Annotated in this window: 19 protein-coding genes and 1 tRNA gene; 7 read left to right on the top strand and 13 right to left on the bottom strand. The window is 42.7% G+C overall.

Going from position 1 to position 20,468, the window contains the following annotated elements; genetic code table 11:
• Nucleotides 1-258: 258 nt before the first annotated feature.
• The 3 genes from HYN43_RS09705 to HYN43_RS09715 form a co-directional block, all read right to left on the bottom strand.
• On the bottom strand, nucleotides 259-1,443 hold the full coding sequence (locus HYN43_RS09705) for a FecR family protein (RefSeq protein ID WP_119411505.1): 1,185 nt from the start codon (nucleotides 1,441-1,443) through the stop codon (nucleotides 259-261).
• A gap of 76 nt (nucleotides 1,444-1,519) precedes the next feature.
• A complete protein-coding gene (locus HYN43_RS09710) occupies nucleotides 1,520-2,122 on the bottom strand; it encodes an RNA polymerase sigma factor (RefSeq protein WP_119411506.1) in 603 nt (200 codons plus the stop codon).
• A 246-nt stretch (nucleotides 2,123-2,368) separates the two neighbouring features.
• Nucleotides 2,369-3,994: an alpha-L-fucosidase gene (locus HYN43_RS09715; RefSeq protein ID WP_119411507.1), complete on the bottom strand. Its 1,626-nt coding sequence runs from the start codon at nucleotides 3,992-3,994 to the stop codon at nucleotides 2,369-2,371.
• 242 nt (nucleotides 3,995-4,236) lie between these two features.
• On the opposite strand from HYN43_RS09715, the gene HYN43_RS09720 reads away from it, so the two are divergent.
• The gene (locus tag HYN43_RS09720) at nucleotides 4,237-4,467 is read left to right on the top strand and encodes a hypothetical protein (protein ID WP_119411508.1); all 231 of its coding nucleotides are present in this window, start codon (nucleotides 4,237-4,239) and stop codon (nucleotides 4,465-4,467) included.
• Between the two features lie 147 nt (nucleotides 4,468-4,614).
• Here HYN43_RS09720 and HYN43_RS09725 read toward each other — a convergent pair whose 3' ends face one another.
• The 8 genes from HYN43_RS09725 to HYN43_RS09760 all read right to left on the bottom strand — a co-directional run bounded on the left by HYN43_RS09725 (nucleotide 4,615) and on the right by HYN43_RS09760 (nucleotide 12,860).
• Nucleotides 4,615-5,487, bottom strand: coding sequence for a toll/interleukin-1 receptor domain-containing protein (locus tag HYN43_RS09725; protein ID WP_119411509.1), 873 nt, complete (start codon nucleotides 5,485-5,487; stop codon nucleotides 4,615-4,617).
• Between the two features lie 118 nt (nucleotides 5,488-5,605).
• Nucleotides 5,606-5,687: transfer RNA gene (locus HYN43_RS09730), tRNA-Leu, on the bottom strand.
• A gap of 93 nt (nucleotides 5,688-5,780) precedes the next feature.
• Nucleotides 5,781-6,569 (bottom strand): ABC transporter substrate-binding protein, encoded by a 789-nt coding sequence (locus HYN43_RS09735; protein WP_119411510.1) that lies wholly within the window; start codon nucleotides 6,567-6,569, stop codon nucleotides 5,781-5,783.
• 1 nt (nucleotide 6,570) lies between these two features.
• Entirely contained in the window at nucleotides 6,571-7,974 is a 1,404-nt protein-coding gene (locus HYN43_RS09740; protein ID WP_119411511.1) for an undecaprenyl-phosphate glucose phosphotransferase, read from the bottom strand.
• Nucleotides 7,975-8,180: 206 nt separating this feature from the next.
• A complete protein-coding gene (locus HYN43_RS09745) occupies nucleotides 8,181-9,512 on the bottom strand; it encodes a nucleotide sugar dehydrogenase (RefSeq protein ID WP_119411512.1) in 1,332 nt (443 codons plus the stop codon).
• Between the two features lie 102 nt (nucleotides 9,513-9,614).
• Nucleotides 9,615-10,550, bottom strand: coding sequence for a KpsF/GutQ family sugar-phosphate isomerase (locus HYN43_RS09750; protein WP_119411513.1), 936 nt, complete (start codon nucleotides 10,548-10,550; stop codon nucleotides 9,615-9,617).
• A gap of 13 nt (nucleotides 10,551-10,563) precedes the next feature.
• Entirely contained in the window at nucleotides 10,564-11,340 is a 777-nt protein-coding gene (kdsA, locus tag HYN43_RS09755; RefSeq protein WP_119411514.1) for a 3-deoxy-8-phosphooctulonate synthase, read from the bottom strand.
• Nucleotides 11,341-11,354: 14 nt separating this feature from the next.
• Complete coding sequence (locus HYN43_RS09760; protein WP_119411515.1) at nucleotides 11,355-12,860, bottom strand: DUF2142 domain-containing protein; 1,506 nt, start codon at nucleotides 12,858-12,860, stop codon at nucleotides 11,355-11,357.
• Between the two features lie 186 nt (nucleotides 12,861-13,046).
• Between HYN43_RS09760 and HYN43_RS09765 the strand changes: the two genes are divergently transcribed.
• From HYN43_RS09765 to HYN43_RS09780, 4 genes are all read left to right on the top strand, one after another.
• On the top strand, nucleotides 13,047-13,370 hold the full coding sequence (locus HYN43_RS09765) for an ArsR/SmtB family transcription factor (protein WP_119411516.1): 324 nt from the start codon (nucleotides 13,047-13,049) through the stop codon (nucleotides 13,368-13,370).
• Nucleotides 13,371-13,382: 12 nt separating this feature from the next.
• Complete coding sequence (locus HYN43_RS09770) at nucleotides 13,383-13,802, top strand: VOC family protein (RefSeq protein ID WP_119411517.1); 420 nt, start codon at nucleotides 13,383-13,385, stop codon at nucleotides 13,800-13,802.
• A gap of 124 nt (nucleotides 13,803-13,926) precedes the next feature.
• On the top strand, nucleotides 13,927-14,415 hold the full coding sequence (locus HYN43_RS09775) for a VOC family protein (protein WP_119411518.1): 489 nt from the start codon (nucleotides 13,927-13,929) through the stop codon (nucleotides 14,413-14,415).
• A gap of 24 nt (nucleotides 14,416-14,439) precedes the next feature.
• Nucleotides 14,440-14,937, top strand: a complete 498-nt coding sequence (locus HYN43_RS09780) for an SRPBCC family protein (protein ID WP_119411519.1) — start codon at nucleotides 14,440-14,442, stop codon at nucleotides 14,935-14,937.
• Between the two features lie 92 nt (nucleotides 14,938-15,029).
• Here the strand turns inward: HYN43_RS09780 and HYN43_RS09785 are convergent, their stop codons facing one another.
• Nucleotides 15,030-16,859: a glycoside hydrolase family 15 protein gene (locus tag HYN43_RS09785; RefSeq protein ID WP_119411520.1), complete on the bottom strand. Its 1,830-nt coding sequence runs from the start codon at nucleotides 16,857-16,859 to the stop codon at nucleotides 15,030-15,032.
• A 117-nt stretch (nucleotides 16,860-16,976) separates the two neighbouring features.
• On the opposite strand from HYN43_RS09785, the gene HYN43_RS09790 reads away from it, so the two are divergent.
• On the top strand, nucleotides 16,977-17,309 hold the full coding sequence (locus HYN43_RS09790; protein WP_119411521.1) for a DUF2185 domain-containing protein: 333 nt from the start codon (nucleotides 16,977-16,979) through the stop codon (nucleotides 17,307-17,309).
• A gap of 8 nt (nucleotides 17,310-17,317) precedes the next feature.
• On the top strand, nucleotides 17,318-17,977 hold the full coding sequence (locus HYN43_RS09795; RefSeq protein ID WP_119411522.1) for a hypothetical protein: 660 nt from the start codon (nucleotides 17,318-17,320) through the stop codon (nucleotides 17,975-17,977).
• Nucleotides 17,978-18,013: 36 nt separating this feature from the next.
• Here the strand turns inward: HYN43_RS09795 and metE are convergent, their stop codons facing one another.
• Entirely contained in the window at nucleotides 18,014-20,338 is a 2,325-nt protein-coding gene (metE, locus tag HYN43_RS09800) for a 5-methyltetrahydropteroyltriglutamate--homocysteine S-methyltransferase (RefSeq protein WP_119411523.1), read from the bottom strand.
• Nucleotides 20,339-20,468: the final 130 nt, after the last annotated feature.

The following is a 20,468-nucleotide window of genomic DNA, read 5'->3' on the forward strand; positions in this document are numbered from 1 at the left end:
GTTTTAAGTAATTTCTTTTTTGTTGGTAGTCACATTCTCCGTGCGGAACAGGCACAGGAATTTTAGAATGCAAGAGTAGTTTCATACATTTGAATGTTTGGGTTAAGTTTAAATCAGAGTCGAATTTGAAATTTGGGTTAATCCAGGCATATCGCCTTTCCGGCCGGAATCCGGGAGGGCTTTTTTATGGGATCACCGCTGAAGTGGTAAGCGTTTATTTATCCATATTTTGCATTTAAGTTAATAATTGGTTTACAGTTATTTTTTCTCTATGATCACTTTATCGGCAGCGATGGTAAACTTAATGCCGCCTGTTGTTTCTAAAATTTTAAGCGCCTTTGATAAGGGGATATTCTTTTTAACAAGCCCTGTGAAGTTGAGCTGCGGTTTTATCCCCTGGTATTCGAATTTCACATCGTACCATCTGCCCAGTTCAGACATCACCTGGTCAAGTTCTGTATTATCAAACAAAAACAATCCATTTTTCCAGGCTACAACATCGTCGGTATCAACAGTTTTAATTTCAAATTTTTTAGCGCCTATGTTATAAACGGCCTGCTGCCCCGGCACCAGTAATTGTTTTTGGTTTTGACTTGATATTTTAACAGAACCTTCCAAAAGCGTGGTTTTACCCGGTTGTTCGCTGTAAGCACGTATATCGAAGTGTGTTCCAAGTACTTCTACCTTTTGGTTACCGAAACTCACTATAAAAGGCATTTTTTTATTTTTCGCTACTTCAAAATAAGCCTCGCCGGTAATACTAACGTTTCTTGTTTTGCCGGAAAATGCCGTTGGGTATGATATGGAAGATTCAGCATTAAGCATTACAACTGTGCCATCGGGCAACTGCAACCTATATTGCCCTCCCCTTGGGGTGGCCATAGTGTTCATGAGCGAAGTACCGGCAGCCTGACCTCCAGCCACGTAAGCAACACTTCCATTAGCCAGTTTTACAACCGCCGTACCTCCCTGCTGCACAAGCTTTCCATTCTTTGCATCATTCAATTCTATTTTTTCGCCATTGGCCAGCGTTAAAATCGCCTTATTGCCACCGGGGTTAACATCATGATGTAGCTTCCCTGCCGCAAGGGTTTCATTGCTTTTTTGCAAACGATATCGATATATCCCGAATGATAAAGCCAAAACCAATACCGCGGCAGCGATATAAATAAATTTACTTGCTTGTTTTCTTAATGGAATGATCTTCTCGTCCAAATGATCGGAAACTGATTCACCCAACGCGGCACCCAACATCCTATCGCGGGCACCGGCCGGGAAAGGATCTTCTTCAAACTGATTTGATTTGAATACTTCTTCCATCAACCGCTGCACCGATGTTTCCGACTCTGATTTAATGATGAACTGCATCAGTTCATCACGCTCAGCCGGCGTTTCGGTCTTGTTAAAATATTGTTGGAACAAGTAGGCTATTCTTTCAGACATCTTATTTTCTCTCTTCTGCAACTAAAGAGTCAAAAAGAATAAAAAAGGGGTAGTCGAAAAAAAGAAAAAAAGTATTTTATTTTAAAAAATGGAGGTAAACCATAAAAAAGAGCAGAAACAGCTGATCGTTCTTCTCAGAAATACTGTTTTTAATGAATTTATTAGCTGCTACAATATGCTTTTTTACCGTCTCGGGAGAGATGGAAAGCAGCGCGGCTATTTCGCTGTACTTTAAGTGATTTATTTTACTAAGCTCATACACCTTTCGTTGTTGCGGGGGCAACTTTTCGATAAGCTCATCTATCATACGGGAAAAATCTTCTTCAGTACTTGTTTCGTCCTGAAAACAGCACTCTTCCTGGTATTGTTGTTGATACCGCTGCTGCCTGGAATGCGCCACCGCTTTATCTTTTAAAAAACGATAGGTTTTGTTGCGGGTTATAATAAAAAGATAGTTTGTAAAACTGTCTATCTCCGAAATACCTTCCCTGCCCGACCAGATCTTTACAAAAACATCTTGAACAATTTCTTCTGTAGCATCAAGTGATTCTGTTAACCTGTAAACATATTGACCAAGGTTTTTATAATAAAAATCGAACAGGCAGGTAAATGCCCTAACATCTCCAGCAGAAATTTTGCTGAGGATCTCGCTCTCATTATGAATTGGTTTGATGGACAATGTTTAATTAATTGATTTTAAAATTATATAAATTTTATCATTCCGTTAAATTTATCTACAACAATCACAACAAACCTGTTACAAATGCCCGGATCAAGGTGTAAGCGGCATTTACATTTTATAGATTTATGATTATGTAGATGAGCTTTTTGCTGGAAATAACAGAAAAAAGCCGCCACTCTCTAACATTCGCAACAATGCGGGTTGTTAGAAAGGCGGCGGCTATTTAGCCTTCATGCCTAAAAATCACGAAATCGCACCGCTTATTCTGAATACATAAGCAGGTTGCTCAGGTAATCGTTCGGGGACAGTGATAGCGAGGCCATCCTGGTTTGCTTTAAAATCAATTTTCGACTCGTAACCCAATAAACTTACTGCCGAAATAGCGTTTTTATTAGCCAAGCTTTTTATTAGCACATTATTATCCGGCTTGCCCATCACTATGGCATATAGCTCGCCTTGTTTGGTAGTAAAACGAATATCCGCGGCAGCGAATGCTTTTCCCTTTCCTTCGTTAAATCCCTGTGCCGCTAAAGGTGCCGCGCCTTCTGATGCGGGCCCCTCGCCAAATTTCATCCAGGGCCTGGTACCGTATATGGCCTCGCCGTTTACCTGCATCCAGGCGGCAATACCCTCAACAATGGCACGCTCTTTTTCGTCGATAGAACCATTGCCGCGTACAGGAACGCTCAGCAACAGGTTGCCGTTTTTGCTCACCACATCCGCAAGGGTATGAACAACCGTTTTGGCTGATTTATATTTATTTTCATCATAAACACGTTTATCGTAATGCCAATTACCTATGCAGGTATCCGTTTGCCATGGCAAAGGTTCAATCTCGTTACTTTGGCCGCGCTCAATATCCCAAACCATACATTTACGCTGCTGTTCATCTAAAATCTTGCCATTTAACACAGCATTCAGTTTCCCATATTTATTAATACTGGCGTTATACAGGTCGGCTGCAAGTTGAAGGCCAACGTTGCTCACCGGCCACAGCGGAAGCACCGTGTCGTCATAATACATCAGGTCGGGCTGATAATTATCTATTATCGTTTTTATACGTTTATAAAAACGGTCACAATATTCTTTTGATGGCGGATAAGCGCCGTCGGCCCAGGCCCATTGATTATTATTATCTTTCCCTTTGGCGCTTAAGGGATGGCGCTGGGAATAGAGATCTTGCGGATTAAATCCGTCCCACCATTTTCCTTTACCTTCAGATGCCGTCGTATTACCATCATAAGGAATACCTTTTAACGGCCCATCCTTATCAGCCTGCTGGGCAACCTCATACCAACTCCAGGCATGCGACGCATGTACACTTACACCAAAAGGAAGTTCATTTACCCTGGCTGCTTCGGCCCAACCTTTAAGCAGATCCTTTTTGGGGCCAATCCGGGTTGAATTCCACCGCTGATAAGGATTAGGATACAAGTCAAAATTATCATGGTGATTGGCCAGCGCCACAAAATATTTCGCTCCCGCTTTTTTATACAATGAAACCAATTCGTTAGGGTCCCATTGATCGGCCTTCCATTCGTTAATTACATCTTTAAAACCGAACTTTGACGGGTGCCCGTATTTTTTACAATGGTATTTGTACTGATCGCTGCCCTCCTCATACATGCCGCGGGCATACCAGTCGCCATATTCGGGTTGGCATTGCGGCCCCCAATGCGCCCAGATACCAAATTTGGCATCCCTGAACCAATCCGGCACCTGGTAATTGGAAAGCGAGTTCCAGGTAGGTTGAAAATGAGCGGAAAGACCAGATGCGTCATGCTGCACCGCAGTACGGGCAAAAAGTTTTGAAAGGTAAATAGAGGAAACGGCTGTTAATCCTCCCTTTATTAGCGTTCTTCTGTTCATAATATTAAAAGAGCGATATACCGGACGCTCCGGGCCGCCGATGCGCTAAACAATTTAGCGGTGCATATTACACGTATTAACTTGTTACTGATTAATGGTTTCCGGTTACCGATTTTCCAAACTTAGTACCTTTACTGTTCAAAAATTTGCATAAACTTGACTTTTTTTTGTAAAAATCCGACTTTGGCATCGGTACTCAAAAAATACTACTGTATGGTTCTACTTTGTTTTATCGACTTAAAATGATTAAAAGAAACTTCGGGCACAGCTTTTCGCTACTTAATATTGATTACGTTAAACTTAATCCAAAATGGAATTACGAAAATGTAATAAGCCCATACTATCGCATTTATTATATAGATGATGGTGAAGGAAATTTATCAGATACCACGCATTCACTCAAATTAGAAGCCGGTTACTTATACACGCTGAAGTGGGCTACGGCGGATGAAATCCGCCAGCGGCTTATTTAGGACGGTTCAATCGTTGCAGCGATCCATATATGCGTGACAACGAAAAAAGGATTTCGAGACTTGGAAGAGTTGAGTTTTAAATTCATAAAAAGCAGAGTAAACTAATAATTTATTCTGCTTTTTTATTTATTAATACCTCTGATAGAGTTACGATTTTATGGAATCTTCTATGTAATCAGCAATTTCAACGTATATTTCTTCTCTGCCATTTTCATCAAGTTTACTTAATGGTTTTTTAGGATCGTTTATCGCCTGAAATATTGAGAGATTTGGATCCCTCGTAAACCTGCAAGGCTTCACTATTACCGGTAATATTATTTTTCCGTGCTCCTCGGCTAATTTGAGTAAAGGTGGCAATTCATTATCTATTATAAAGTCTGAAGCCAAAAAATCCGCGCTGATAAGTAAAATAGCAATCGAGCACTTATCCAGCGCCTTTTCAATTCTTTCTTTCCACTTTTCTCCTGCTTTTATTTTGGTGTCCTCCCATAAGTCGATTAAACCTCTTTTTTCAAACGGTCGCAGATGAACTTTAAGCCTATTTAAATATTGACTATCCGCATGAGAATAGCTTACAAAAACAGATTTTATTTTTTCCTTTGCCTTTTCAAATTTTGCACTCTCCTTTAAAAAGAAGTCACCAAAATCCTTATGTGATAGAAAATTTCTTATTGGCGTTATTAAAGTCTGCTGCAATCGTTCTCTATCATAAATTATTACTCTGACAGCAGCAATATCAAAAGGGATATTGTCTCCGCGCTGCGCTAAAGGCAAAATCGGGATGCCGGATGATTGAGCATATCCTAATTCATACATCACATTAGGATTATGTCCTGAAATGTCGGCAATTACAAGATCTACATTTTTAATTTGATCCTGAACTTGCTCAATGATGGTGCCTGTAGAATAGAGTTCATTCGCGGTAATAATGTTATGACCAAGTCCTGCGCTTGTTTCCCTAATTAAAAAGGATATATCATCAAATGCTGCTCCAAAGGGAATAGCTAAAAATATGTTCATCTTTGGATTGCAATTTTTTTTGTTTAGATAGCAATTTAAATATTTTTTGATTGATCTAAGAAAGAATGAAAAACAAAAAACCTCTTAAAAATTACTTTTAAGAGGTTTTTGCATTCTGTGCGGAAGAAGGGACTCGAACCCCCACGCCTCGCGGCGCCAGATCCTAAGTCTGGTGCGGCTACCAATTACGCCACTTCCGCGTTTCTGATTTAACAGGCTGCAAAGATAGCGTTTAGCGTTAAATAAAAAAACATAATTTTCATCTTTTTTCTATCGTGCTCATTTTGTTGATGTTAATTTTTCGTTACCTCATCAACAAGTTGTTTAAAGTATCCGGGGGCATGCAAAAGCCGGCTCCCGTACCAGGAAAACATTTCACCATCGGCCAGTATGATCCTGGCATCAGGTAATATAGCGCTAAATTCATCAATATGTTTTTGCCCGAACGGATACGGCTCAGATGATAATATAACAACGTCAGGAGCCATTTCTGTCAATTGAGAAGCATTAACTGTGGGGTAGCGTTCCTGCTGTATAACATTGGTAAAACCGCAGGTTTGAAGCATGCCATCAATAAAGGTATTGGCGCCTGCTACCATATTGGGTTTACGCCAAATGAGATAGGCAACCCGTAAGTTTAACGGCGGCCTGCTTAGCCTATTAAAGTTATCCTTAATTTGAATGCAAAGCGCTGTAGCTTCCGGGTCTTTCCCTGTCATCTCTCCTACCGTATGGATCATTTGCAGGGCCGAATCAAGATCATTGATATCGCTGATCCATACGGGGCAAATCTGCATCAGCAGTTCAACCTGCTCACGGTCGTTTTCTTCCTTATTGGCTATGATCAGGTCGGGCGAGAGTAGCCTGATCTTGTCGAGGTCTAATTGTTTGGTACCGCCTACTTTTGGAGTGATTTTAAACTTATCTGCCGGATGGATGCAAAATTTGGTAATGCCAGTAACCTCGTTATCGAGCCCCATAAAAAACAATAGTTCCGTTTGCGACGGAACTATTGATATAATACGTTTTGGTACGTTAGCGAGCCTGATTACACGATTTAACTGATCGCGAAACTCCCGCATGTTAAAATGCGTTCTTTTCGCCTTTTACCACGTTCCAAACAGTAAGGAAAATGATTTTCATATCCAACAAAAACGACCAGTTTTCAAGATACCATACGTCGGCTTCCACACGCTCTAATATGGCCTGGGTAGTTTGGGTTTCTCCCCTGAGTCCCCTAACCTGCGCCCAGCCGGTAATACCGGGTTTAAGGAAATGCCTAACCATAAAGGTATCTATCAGCTGTGAGTATTGCTGGGTATGGCTGATCATGTGCGGCCTTGGCCCCACTACCGACATATTGCCCAGTATCACGTTAAAAAATTGAGGCAACTCATCCAAACTGGTTTTGCGGATAAACGCACCTGACTTGGTAATGCGCGAATCGCCGCGTGTGGCCTGCTTTTTATCCGAATCGTTATTAACCCGCATACTGCGGAATTTATAACATTTAAAAGGCTTGTTATCCCTGCCAGAGCGCTCCTGCACAAAGAAAATTGGGCCCCTCGATTCCAGCTTAATAATAATGGCGAGTATAGGAAACAGCCAGCTGAAAATGAAAAGGATTACAAACAAGGCAAAGCAAATATCAAAAAGCCGTTTAATTGAGCGGTTAAGCATATTCTCTAAAGGCTCGGGCCTTACCGAGATTACCGGGATATGCCCAAAGCTTTGTATAAAGGTTGGCTTTTTGGCATAATCATAATACTCGGGGATAAATTTAAACCTGATGAGGTTTTTATCGGCATCAAGCATCAACTGTTCTATTTTATTGGCTTCGGAGTTGGGCAGGGTGCAAAAAATTTCGTCTACCTTGTTATTCAGCACATAGCTGATACAATCATCGGTGCCGCCCAGGTACATGTTTTTTTCTTCAACCCGGTTACGGTCGTCATCAAAAAAGCCTACAAGGTTGTAACCACGCTCGGGATTTTGTTTAAAAAAGCTGTACAGATCGGTACCGATGCGGCCGCCGCCAATAATAATTACTGTGCGGGTGTCAATTAATGAAGCTCTGTCGCTTTTACGGATGCTGAGGAAGATCAGCTTCCACAAACCAATTAAAAACCCAAACAGTGCCAGCGAATAAAAAAGGTATTCGCGGGTAATAAAATAGGCATTGGTACCTATTAATATGATGATGGTAAAACAGATCAGACTTACAAAAAGCAGGTAGGTTTTAATTACGCCGCGATAGGTTTTAATGGAGTCTTTGTTCAACACATGCTCATACAAGCCGGTGATATTTGCCGAGAGTAACCATATCAGGTTAAAAACCAGCACTATTGGCAAATACTTCCTGTTGTTTATCCAAAAGATGTATGACCGGTCTTCGATGAAGTAAGAAATTACCATGCTCATATTAAGTATAATATAATCGATGGTAAGGTTCACTGCTTTAATAAAAGTAGCGTATCTGTGAATCATGAATATGAGCTTATAGTAGTATCCTCGCTAAATTTAGAATAATTATTGCAAATAACAATGTCGTAATGAAAGGTAAACAAGGTTATGAATGTATTATTCTAATACGCACAAAATTAAAAATTAAGAAATTCATTCAAAATGAAATCTGAGTTATCAATAGGTAAAAATGAATTTTTCTTACAAAAAAATAACTGTAAAATCAACATTTACAACCTTCCATTTATCAGTTCTCTGTCAATAACTCCCTTTATATCATAAATTACCGATGTTGAAGTTCGTTTTAGGGCCGTGTAATCAAGATCATAAAACTCCCGGTGTGCTACAGCCATAATTACCGCATCGTAACTACCAGTTAATTCGTCCTGCTTTTTTAGGGTGATAATGCCGTAATCGCGCTTAACCTCTTCGGGATCGGCCCAGGGGTCGTATATTTCGTAGTTGGCATCAAATCCGTGCAGGCCCTCAACAATATCAATAACCCGCGTGTTGCGCACATCGGGGCAGTTTTCTTTAAAAGTGAAACCCAGTATCAGGATCCTGGAGTTTTTAACCGCGATATCGTTTTTAATCATCAGCTTAATCACCTCAAGCGCCACGTACGATCCCATACCATCGTTAAGCCTGCGGCCGGCTAATATAATTTCGGGATGATAGCCCATTTGCTGGGCTTTGGCCGCCAGGTAGTACGGATCGACACCGGTACAATGCCCGCCAACCAGGCCTGGTTTAAAGTTTAAAAAGTTCCATTTGGTACCGGCGGCGGCTAATACGGCATGCGTATCAATATCCATGATATTGAAAATTTTGGCCAGCTCGTTTACAAAAGCAATATTGATATCACGTTGCGAGTTTTCAATTACCTTGCAGGCTTCGGCTACTTTAATAGCGGGGGCTTTGTGTGTTCCGGCGATTACTATTGATCGGTACAGATCATCAATAAAGTCGGCGGCTTCAGGAGTTGAGCCTGAGGTTACTTTCAGGATATTGGTTAGGGTATGAATTTTATCGCCTGGATTAATCCGCTCGGGCGAGTAGCCTGCAAAAAAATCGCTGTTATATATTAACCCCGATTCGTTTTGAAGGATAGGAACGCAAATCTCCTCGGTAACGCCGGGGTAAACGGTCGATTCGTAAATCACCACATCTCCCGCTTTAAGTACGCTTGCTATTGATTTGCTGGCCTTAATAAGCAGGCTCAGATCGGGTTTGTTATGCTGATCGGTTGGTGTAGGCACCGATACGATATATACGTTGCAGGCCGCAATTTCTTCCACCTGTGATGTGAAAGTGAGCCCTTTATCCTGCGCGTTGTGATTAAGAACGGCCAAAAGCTCATCGGCACTTGTTTCAAGCGTACGATCAAAGGCCCGGCTTAATTCATCAACCCGGCTTTGTTTAATATCGAAACCCGTTACGGGGTATTTTTTGGCAAACTCAACGGCCAGTGGTAACCCCACGTAGCCAAGCCCTATAATGGCAATGTGTATGGTAGCCGGTGGCTGAAATTTTTTTGTGATCGGGATGGATTGATCAGACATGTAACACGGTAGTATTTAGATATCGTAAAGTTAACAATTGTGTATAATAACACAGCATCACTTTAACCCCAAATACCCGTAATTGTTTAGTGCTGCTAAATATCAGGTTGTATAAATTTGATAAACACCTGCTACCGACCGCTTTTGAGCCGAGCCAATAAGCAAAGTAGTGATCTTTTTTTCAATCATGATCTGCTCAGCACGGCCTACAAACTCATCTCCATCAATAATAATTGGCGTTGTTGTCATGATATCGGCGATAGTTAGAGTTGATGTATCCGGATGCTGTAGTAAAGCGCGTCTTAAATCGCCGTCGGTTACAATGCCTTTGATGTATGCTTCATCGCCCACCATCACCATGCCCAAACGCCCTTCCGACATGCGAAGCAACAGGTTCATAAACGATTCATCTTCATTAATAAACGGAAGTTTATCGGTACGCATCACATCTTTAACCTTTACCAGCAGTTTACGGCCGAGGCTGCCGCCGGGGTGAAAGCGTGCAAAATCATGATGCTGAAATTTCCGTGCCTCCATCAGCGCTATGGCTAAAGCATCGCCCATTACCAGGGCTGCTGTGGTTGATGATGTAGGCGCAAGTTCGAGCGGGCAGGCCTCGCGCGGAACTTTAACATACAAATGATAAGCAGAGTTTTTGGCTATGGTTGATTCTTTGTTACCGGTAATGGCAATGATGGTATTATTATTCCATTTTAAAAACGGAATAACTTTAAGCACTTCATCAGTCTCGCCCGAGTAAGAGATCAGCACCACCAGGTCATCCCGGCCAACCATACCCAAATCACCATGAAAAGCCTCGCCGGGATGCAGGAAAAAGCTTGGTGTACCCGTACTGGATAAAGTTGCCGCTATTTTTTTGCCTATTAAGCCAGATTTACCGATACCCGAAACAATCACCTTACCGGTTGATTGCAGTATTACGTCAACCACCCGGTCAAAATCGTCATCAAGCTGCCCGGCAACGTGTTGCAAAGCCTCTATCTCAATATCAAAAACCCTTTTGGCAATCTCTTTCATGTATTAACCTCAATTATCCTAACAATGGCACAATAGCATTTTCAAGCTCGTGAAGCTTAACCATATTAGGACCATCGCTCAGTGCATTATCCGGATCGGGGTGTGATTCCATAAAATAACCGCTTGCCCCAAAAGCTTTGGCAGCGAGGGCCATCATGGGTACAAAGGTACGGTCGCCGCCGGTTTTGCCGCCTGCACCGCCCGGGCGCTGTACCGAGTGGGTACAATCCATACAAACCGGGTGCCCAAAGGCTTTCATATCATAAATGTTCCTGAAATCGACAGCAAGGTTGTTATAGCCGTACATGTTGCCGCGCTCGGTAAGGATAACCTGGTTATTACCTGCCTCAATTACTTTTTGTGCGGGATAAAACATATCCTGCCCCGAAAGGAACTGCGCTTTTTTAACATTAACAATTTTGCCTGTTTGCGCCGCAGCAATCAACAGATCAGTTTGGCGGCATAAAAAGGCCGGAATCTGTAATATATCGGCAACTTCGGCAACAACGGCTGCCTGGTATGGCTCGTGAATATCGGTAGTAACCGGCAAGCCGAAACGCTTTTTTACGTTGAACAGCATCTCCATACCTTTTTCCAGGCCCGGCCCGCGGTACGAGTGGATGGATGTACGGTTTGCCTTATCAAACGATGATTTGAAAATGACCGGTACATTGTATTTCCGGCCCAGTTCGGCAACCTTTTCGGCAACAGTATATAGCAGTTCTTGGTTTTCCATTACGCACGGACCAAGAATAAAGAACGTGTTTTGGCTTATTTGTTCAAACAGCATAGCAGTGAAATATTTTACAGGATGCAAAGATGCTGATTTTTTTGCGAAGTAGTTATAGGGTGATGAGCACGCGTTATCGTTGTATCTTGATAATATTTTGAGGTTAAGCCCTGCACCATAGTAATAGCCGTGTAAACCGGAAATATAATTACTGCAATAAGCAATGGCGTTTTTAGCCAGTTTAATTTGTTATTTGCGTTAAAGCCCGATAAAGCCAATGCCAAAAAAGGATAAACAGGTAAAAGATACCGCCCCTGCATTCCGCTCAATGTTTCGGAGTTAAGAGCCGTCCAGGTAATGTATTGGGCCGTTAGTATAGCTATGGTTGTCAGGATCACTATACTTATAAGCACAAACCGTAAAACATATTTATCATTTTTTTTAAACCCCGTTGCAGCTAACATCCCAACACACAAAACGATGTAAGCATTACGATAATATATATCTGAAAATACCAGTGTGAGCGGCCCCAGCACCCCCACAAACATGTGTGCAAAATTGATCAGCGCCATCTTATCGTATTTAAAAAACATGCTGATAAAATTTAAAGGACGATGAATAATCCCCAGAAATTGCAGGTGTGCATTTACCCTTAATTCGGGCGATGCAAAACGGACCCCAAAATTGGCATGGTTTATTACGAGCCATGAGATAAGTACTGCAAATGGGATGCATATTCCGGCTATTTTTTGTTTGCGGCTAAACTTTGTAAATAATACAATGGCTGCAAACAACAAATACGGAGGTTTGCCAACGGCAACAACAGCGAGCAATGTAATTAAAGTATACAACTGCCATTTTTGATAGCCGTTTGTAGTGTCAAATTCAATATGATCAACTATAGCTACTATTAAAAATGAACAGCTAATGAGGATGGCATCCTGGCTAACTGAGGCAAACATCGCGGCCGTCATGGGGAAAAGTAACACAACAAACAGTAGTATACGGCTTCGCCTGGCCAGTAAAAGTGCAATAAAGGTAATGGCGACAGATAACGTAGCATTCAATAACCTTGATATGTACAGCGTGGTTATAACAGACATATTGAATAATTTGCCGATAGCGATACCCAAAGCCGGCATAAAATAAACAACAGGCGGATAAATGGCCGTATTACCAAAGTTATAATAAATAGCACTCTCTCCCCATTTTACATTGTCGGCGTTTGCTAATGTAGTTTTGTTTAATGTTTTTGGAGGAGTTTGAACAAGTGAATCAACATGGTAAATTCCGCCATCGGTTTTAAAACCGCCTTTATCGGGCCCAAATAGCCTTTCTGCTTCGGTTAACCCGGCTTTATTATTTTCATGTACAAAGGTTGGGATCCATTCAAATCTCGACACCTGTTCGGCTCTTGCAAAGTGATTGGGTTCATCGGGATTTTGAAATGGCGGCGTCATAAACGTAGCTATGCATACCAGTATAATGGCGTATACCAGGTAAGCAATAGGCAGTAAGTTGTAAAGTATTCCGGAAAATGAATTTAAAGCGGGCAGGTATTTATTAAGTCTGATATTCAAAGTGGTAAAATAGCTTTATTCTTAATTTCTGTCAATTCCGTGGTTTTAGCAGTACCGGTTTCGGTAAAGGTTACGCAAAGCAACAGTTATAAATTACATCTGCTAAAAAAAATAACAAAAATTTGCGTAAGTGATTGCTTACATATAAATTTGTAAGCAATCACTTACATATTAACAATTGAATTGATGAGACGAGATGTTTTCCAGGCCATAGCCGATCCTACCCGCCGCGATATCATTAACCTGATAGCGGTTAAGCCCATGAACCTTAACGCCATAGCCGATAATTTTGATGTAAGCCGACCAGCTATTTCCCAGCACATTAAAATTTTAATGGAGTGTGGTCTCATCAACATAAAAAAACAAGGCCGCGAACGGTATTGTGAACCCCGGCTGAAACAATTAAGCGAAGTAGCGCAATGGGTTGAACGCTACCGCAAACTTTGGGAAGAAAAATTTGATGCCCTTGATAACCTGCTCGAAGAACTTAAAAACAACGATAACCAATAAATAAAAACAATTATGACAAAGCAATTCTGGATCAATTTGCCTGTAAAGGATGTTTCTGTTTCGCGCGAGTTTTTCGGCAAACTGGGTTTTAAATTCAATTCGCAATTTGGTAACGGTCCAAACTCGGCTGCTATGCAGGTTGGCGAAAAAAATGTAATTGTAATGCTTTTTGATGAGCCTACCTTTAAAGGTTTTGTAGAAAACTGCGGTTTGGCTGATACGGCCAAAGGAGTTGAGGTATTATTATCTATTGATGCCGAAAGCAAGGAAGAGGTTGACGAAATGGTGCAAAAAGCCATTGATGCCGGAGGGAAAAGCAATCACAAACCGCATGAGATGCAGGGATGGATGTACGGTAGCCTCTTTACCGACCCTGATGGCCATAGCTGGAATGTGCTTTATATGGATATGAGCAAAATGCCTCAGCAATAAAATATGCAGATTGTCGCTATCGCCCCCTAACCTCGTCGTTTTTGCACAGTATAGGCGGCCCGGGCAGCGGGTAACTTTGAAATATCAAAAGCAACAATTTTTAACCAATTAAAAAACAGACACCATGGCAACATTTAAAGCACTTCAAAAAGTAAACCCGTTTTTATGGTTTAACGGCAACCTGGAAGAGGCCCTGAAATTTTACACCTCGGTATTTAAAAACTCAGAAAGTGAGTTAAGTTCTCTTACTGATGCCCGTAGCGGCCACAAAATGCTGGTGGCAACCTTCAGGATAGAAGACCAGCATTTTATGGCTTTGGATGGCGGACCGATGTTCACCTTCTCCCCTGCTGTATCATTTTATATCGACTGTAATGACCAGGAAGAAATTGATTACCTGTGGGAGACTTTACCTGCCAACGGCGGTAAAACCAGCCAATGCGGCTGGCTGGAAGATAAATTTGGCGTTACCTGGCAAATTGCACCCGCAATGATGAGCGATCTGCTTTACAACAACCCCGACCCTGCAAAAGCGCAGCGGGTTATGGCAGCCATGATGCAAATGACTAAAATCGACATACAGCAATTACAGGATGCCAACGATAATGATTAACCAATCATCTAAATAACAAATACCATGATCACCACAAAAAATGTAACCAGTATTAAAGCCGAACCCGGTAAGCAGGAGATTATTATAACCCGCGAGTTTGAAGCTCCCCGCGAGCTTGTTTTTAAAGCCTTCACCACGCCCGAACTGATTGTAAGATGGCTTGGCCCGCGCGAGCTTAGCATGAAAATTGACAAGTTTGATGCCCGCAGCGGCGGCTCGTACCGGTACATCCACACAGATCCGGCCGGTAATGAGTACGGCTTTCATGGCGTAATTCATGATGTAACCGCCCCCGAGCGTGTTATTCAGACCTTTGAGTTTGAAGGTTTGCCCGAAAGCGGCCATGTAACTTTAGAAACAGCAAAATTTGAAGCATTGGAGGGTAACCGCACCCGGGTAACCATCCAATCGGTATTTCAATCAGTTGCCGATAGGGATGGTATGCTGCAATCGGGTATGGAACGGGGTGTGAATGATTCGCATCAGCGTTTGGATGAGCTTTTTGAAGCCGGGGAAATTTAAAACACCAATAAAAGGTCATTTTGATTAAGGACTTACAGGAAGCGCATTCTCTTCGGCATATTCCTTTCCGCTCAATCAAAATGACCTTGTTATTACAATCTAAGTTCCCGCTGCCGCCCCAGTTGCTTATCCAGTTCAAGCGCGGCGCTAATGAGCGCGAGGTGCGTAAAGGCTTGCGGGAAATTGCCAAGGTGCTCTCCTTTTTTGCCCAACTCTTCGCTAAACAAACCGAGATGATTGGCATAACCCATCATCTTTTCAAAACTCTCAACCGCCCGGTCAATCTCGCCGGTTTTGGCAAGCGCTTCAATGTACCAGAATGAACACATATTAAAAGTACCTTCTTCTCCGTCAAGCCCGTCTACTTTTTCTATGTTGTTTTGGTACCTGCTTACCAGCACATCCAGTTTAAGCTCTTTATCTATTACCTTCATGGTTGATAGCCACCGCGGTTCAATAGCCGAAATATAGTGGGTTAAAGGCATTAGCAAAGCGCTGGCATCAACATGACTGCTGCCTTTATATTGTACCCAGGCCCCTATCTCCTCATTCCAGAAATTATCGTAAATATCTTTATAAATCTCATCACGCACCGCTCTCCACTCAGCTTCGGGATAAGGAAAGGAACGATGTTCGGCTATCTTAATGGCCCTGTCCATCGCTACCCAGCACATCAGGCGGGTGTGCAGAAACTCTTTTTTTTCGTTCCTGATCTCCCAGATGCCGTGGTCAGGCAGTTGCCAGTCGCTTATTACGCAGGCTACCTGTTTGGTTATCAGTTCCCAAAACTGGTAGGTAATGGGTTTATAGGTTTTATTATAAATGTATATGGTATCTATCAGTTCGCCGTAAATATCAATTTGGGTTTGCTGTGCTGCGCCGTTGCCTATTCTCACCGGTTTTGAGCCTTTATATCCATCCAGGTGTTTCAGTTCAGCTTCCTGTACGCCCCCTTTTCCGTTAATATGATAAAGCAGCTGGAGTTTGGTTTCCTGGCAAAGGTTAAAGATCCAATCCAAAAAAGCGGTTGCCTCATCATTCATTCCTAAAGCCAAAAACGCATACATAGTGAACGCCGCATCACGGATCCAGGTAAAACGGTAATCCCAGTTACGATTGCCGCCAATGGTTTCGGGCAAACCAAAGGTAGGTGCCGCCACTACCGAACCGAATTGTGCCGAAGTAAGCAGCTTTAGCGTAATAGCCGAGCGGTAAATATGTTCGCTGTAACGCCCCTTGTAGCTGGTTTTATTAAGCCAGGTACGCCAAAGGTGTATGGTTTCGAGATAGGTTTGTTTTACATAATAATTGATATCGCTGAAAGCCTGTTCACTCTCCTCTTCCATTGATTCGAGCACGATATGGGCAACTTCACCTTCTTCTAACGTAAACTCGGCATAGCCATCTGCTTTTTTTAATTCCAACGGGATATCGGCCATCAGCTTCAGTTTGGCATTACCATCGTTAATGCTGCGAAAAACAATACCGTTTTTCTTCAATTCGGTGTTATGTTTAGCGGCCGCGTAGTCGAATCGTGGCACACAATGCATTTTAAATTTTATTTTGCCGCGCACCGGCGTAACCTTGCGTACAATGGCACATACCGAAACACCCGCTGTATCGGGCAAAGGCATATAGTCTGTAATTTCAGCAATACCCCCATCGGCAAAAAAACGGGTTAGCAATATGGCAGTTCCGGGAATGTAAAGTTGTTTGGTAGTGGCATCGGCCAATTGAGGCTCGACAGAAAAATAACCACCCTTTTTTGAATCGAGCAGGGAAGCAAAAATGGTAGGCGAATCAAACCGGGGGAACGACATAAAATCGATAGAGCCCGTGAGCGACACCAGCGCTACCGTTTGCAGGTTGCCTATAATGCCATAGTTTTCAATTGGTTGGTATGGTCGTTCCTGGTGTTTCATTGCAGGGTAACAAGTGCAAGCTTAACTTGTTTAAATTGGGACATTTTAGCGTCTTTGTACATCGATCGATATCGAAAAGTTTGGTAATTTTATCCGATGATAAAATGGTAACATCCCATGAGTAAAAACTTTAAACTTAAACCAGAACAAATAAAACAACTAATTACCCCGATGGGCGGCTGCCTGGCCACCGATAAAATTACCGTTGATGGCCTCGGTGTTGATTATATGTACCGCGAAGATGCGCACAATGAATTAGATAGCGGCTGGAGGTTTTTCTCCGGAACTGAGGATCAGGCTTATGTTGATGACCCGAATAACACTTCGGTTTATGATGTGAATACCATTGCCAATTATGATCCTGCAATCATCCCTTATCTGAATTTGCCCGTTGGAGCTGAACTGGAGCGTGTGCGGGGTACGGATGAGTTTGATGTTTTGGCGGGATAGTTTATTATATGACAGTTGAATTAATTCCAGTGCTGGAAATTATCGGTGGTCACCGTTCAGAAATACCCGAACCCAAAAGCTGGCCGTATTGGGAACATCCGGATGAGTGGGATAATTATAATTTGAACCGCCTGTTAGGTAGCGGTTTTACAGATCTGGGGGCACCTTATGCGCCGGGTTCACATTTTTATCGTTTATCAAGCATTACAGAAATAAACATTACAAAAGTCGTCCGACAGCATCTTTCCGATTTTTTCAAGGGTGTGTATAAACGTGACGGAGTTTCTCCGCTATTTGGCGGGTGCGTTTTGAAGGTTAATGATAAAGATATATTTTTTCCTCAATGTTGCAGCGACTTAAGTGATATAGCGTATTGGGAACACATTGCAGGCAAACACGAATCCGGATACTATCAGGGGCATCCCCAACCCTATTTACAAATCGGTAAACAGCATATTCTGTTCGATTTTAAAACAAAAGAATTTGATGAGCCTTTTGTTCCGCCCGTGCCCGTTGATGAAATAACGATCAGTAAAGATCTTTTAACGGAAGCCGCTATAAAAGCAAAGGCCGAATTGCATGATTTTGCGGCTACGTTAATAAAGATAAACCATAGCAACACCTTAAATGTTCCTGATATAGATAACCTCCTGATATGGGACTATTAAAAGCCGCGCGCTGCTCTAACGCGCGGCTTAAATCAATTAAGAAACTATATTATCAGTAACGCTTTCCCGAATAACCTTTGCCGCCTCAACCATTTCAATTAAAGCCCGTTTGGTTTCATCCCATCCGCGGGTTTTTAAACCACAATCCGGGTTTACCCAAAGCTGGGCATCCGGAATAACGGCCTGCGCTTTTTTCAACAGGCTGATCATCTCCTTACGATCAGGCACACGTGGCGAGTGGATATCATAAACGCCGGGGCCAATCTCATTAGGATATTTAAAATCAGCAAAAACATCCAGTAGCTCCATTTGCGATCGGGATGTTTCTATCGTAATTACGTCGGCATCCATATCGGCTATGTTTTTAATGATATCGTTAAACTCGGAATAGCACATGTGGGTATGAATTTGCGTGGTGTCCTGAACGCCGCTGGCCGAAATGCGGAACGCTTTAACCGCCCAATCCAGGTATTTATCCCAATCTGTTTTGCGTAAAGGCAGGCCTTCGCGTATGGCGGGCTCATCTATCTGGATAATTTTGATACCTGCCGCTTCCAGATCGCATACCTCATCGCGAATGGCCAGGGCTATCTGCGTACAGGTTTCAGAACGGGGCTGATCATTCCGCACAAACGACCATTGTAAAATAGTTACCGGTCCGGTCAGCATGCCCTTCATCCACTTCTGCGTTAAAAACTGCGCATAGGCCGACCATTTAACCGTCATCGCTTCGGGCCTTGAAACATCACCATAAATTATAGGCGGCTTAACACAGCGGCTTCCGTAGCTTTGCACCCAGCCATTGGCGGTAAAGGTAAAACCGGCCAGTTGCTCGCCGAAGTATTCCACCATATCGTTACGCTCAAATTCGCCGTGTACCAATACGTCGAGGCCAATTTCTTCCTGCCATCTTATAGCTTTTTCGGTTTCAATGGCAATCAGTTTATCGTATTCGGCTTCGGTTAGTTCAGCCTTTTTTAAACGGGCGCGCCAGCCGCGCACCTCGGTAGTTTGCGGGAACGAGCCAATGGTTGTGGTGGCAAAAAGCGGCAGGTTAAGCACCTGCTGTTGTAATGCCTTACGCACAGGAAAACCATTTTCTCTTTTAGCATCATTTTCGGTTATAGCACTAACCCTGTCTTTAACCAACTGGTTGTGAATTAAGGTTGATGTACGGCGCGCTTCATTTGCTTCGCGATTTTTAGCCAACTGGTGCAGGCTGCCATCGCTTACGTTAGAGTCCGATAATTTGGCCAGCAATGCCACCTCGTTTATTTTTTGACGGGCAAAGGCCAGCCATTGTTTAATTTCGGGAGTAAGTACGGCCTCGTTAGTTTCGTTTTGCAAATCGCAGGGCGAGTGAATTAACGAACATGAGGGGGCTATCCAAACACGGTCGGCCCCTATCCCATCTATAGCTTTTTTGATGATGCCGAGCGAATTAACAAAGTCGTTTTTCCAAACGTTGCGGCCGTCAACCACACCTAAAGACAGTATTGTTTTGGCTTGCAGATGAGTAATTACCTCATCCAACTGCTGCGGAGCGCGCACCAGGTCGATATGCAGGGCATCAGCCGGTAATGAAGTTGCCAGGGCGGTATTATTGCCCAATTGCTCAAAATAGGTTGCCAGCATTATTTTTAGCGATGGAAACTCTTTTTTTATCGCCTTGTAGGTTTCTTTGAAAACCTGCTGTGTTTTTTCATCCAGATCAAGAGCTAAAAACGGCTCATCAAACTGGATCCATTCAGCGCCCAAAGCCTTTAGTTTACCCAAAATATCGAGGTAAACGGGCAACAGGTTTTTAACCAGGTAGATCCTGTTAAAACCGCTCTCCTTTTCTTTACCCAATAACAGGTACGATACCGGGCCAATCAATACCGGTTTGCTGATAATGCCCAATTGCTTAGCCTCGTAAAATTCATCGATAATTTTGGTAGAGAAAAGTTTAAACTGCTGATCTTTATAAAACTCCGGAACGATGTAGTGGTAATTGGTATCAAACCATTTGGTCATTTCCATGGCTACTACATCAAGCCCTTCCTTTTGATAACCACGGGCCATGGCGAAATACAAATCGAGCTCGGCATTGCCTTTTTGGTTAATCACCTCGTGGTAGCGTTTGGGGATAGCACCGAACATCAGGGAATGATCGAGCACCTGATCGTAAAATGAAAAATCGTTTGAAGGGATCAGATCGATGCCTGCTTCTTTTTGCAGCAGCCAGTTTTCTTCGCGGATGTACTTACCTACCGTAAGCACATTTTTTAACCCCGTTTTGCCTGCCCAGTAATTTTCGCAGACTTTTTTTAATTCGCGCCGGCTACCAATACGCGGGTAGCCTAAGTTTTGCGTTAGCATGTCTTTTAATTGATTAAATAAATAAATCGGTTAAAAGCCCTTTAAGCTAAGCTTCGCAATGTTTTGTTGATATGAAAAATTGAGAGAAAAAGGGATGTACAGGCACAGGCCACTACCGGGCATAACACGC

The organism is Mucilaginibacter celer (assembly GCF_003576455.2).
Lineage (GTDB): Bacteria > Bacteroidota > Bacteroidia > Sphingobacteriales > Sphingobacteriaceae > Mucilaginibacter > Mucilaginibacter celer.

Coding starts and splice junctions, on each gene's coding strand:
- metE (WP_119411523.1), bottom strand. CDS start 20,338: ATGCTAACGCAAAACTTAGGCTACCCGCGTATTGGTAGCCGGCGCGAA.
- HYN43_RS09740 (WP_119411511.1), bottom strand. CDS start 7,974: ATGATTCACAGATACGCTACTTTTATTAAAGCAGTGAACCTTACCATC.
- HYN43_RS09750 (WP_119411513.1), bottom strand. CDS start 10,550: ATGAAAGAGATTGCCAAAAGGGTTTTTGATATTGAGATAGAGGCTTTG.
- HYN43_RS09745 (WP_119411512.1), bottom strand. CDS start 9,512: ATGTCTGATCAATCCATCCCGATCACAAAAAAATTTCAGCCACCGGCT.
- HYN43_RS09725 (WP_119411509.1), bottom strand. CDS start 5,487: ATGAACATATTTTTAGCTATTCCCTTTGGAGCAGCATTTGATGATATA.
- HYN43_RS09735 (WP_119411510.1), bottom strand. CDS start 6,569: ATGCGGGAGTTTCGCGATCAGTTAAATCGTGTAATCAGGCTCGCTAAC.
- HYN43_RS09720 (WP_119411508.1), top strand. CDS start 4,237: ATGATTAAAAGAAACTTCGGGCACAGCTTTTCGCTACTTAATATTGAT.
- kdsA (WP_119411514.1), bottom strand. CDS start 11,340: ATGCTGTTTGAACAAATAAGCCAAAACACGTTCTTTATTCTTGGTCCG.
- HYN43_RS09715 (WP_119411507.1), bottom strand. CDS start 3,994: ATGAACAGAAGAACGCTAATAAAGGGAGGATTAACAGCCGTTTCCTCT.
- HYN43_RS09790 (WP_119411521.1), top strand. CDS start 16,977: ATGAGTAAAAACTTTAAACTTAAACCAGAACAAATAAAACAACTAATT.
- HYN43_RS09775 (WP_119411518.1), top strand. CDS start 13,927: ATGGCAACATTTAAAGCACTTCAAAAAGTAAACCCGTTTTTATGGTTT.
- HYN43_RS09780 (WP_119411519.1), top strand. CDS start 14,440: ATGATCACCACAAAAAATGTAACCAGTATTAAAGCCGAACCCGGTAAG.
- HYN43_RS09795 (WP_119411522.1), top strand. CDS start 17,318: ATGACAGTTGAATTAATTCCAGTGCTGGAAATTATCGGTGGTCACCGT.
- HYN43_RS09785 (WP_119411520.1), bottom strand. CDS start 16,859: ATGAAACACCAGGAACGACCATACCAACCAATTGAAAACTATGGCATT.
- HYN43_RS09770 (WP_119411517.1), top strand. CDS start 13,383: ATGACAAAGCAATTCTGGATCAATTTGCCTGTAAAGGATGTTTCTGTT.
- HYN43_RS09765 (WP_119411516.1), top strand. CDS start 13,047: ATGAGACGAGATGTTTTCCAGGCCATAGCCGATCCTACCCGCCGCGAT.
- HYN43_RS09705 (WP_119411505.1), bottom strand. CDS start 1,443: ATGTCTGAAAGAATAGCCTACTTGTTCCAACAATATTTTAACAAGACC.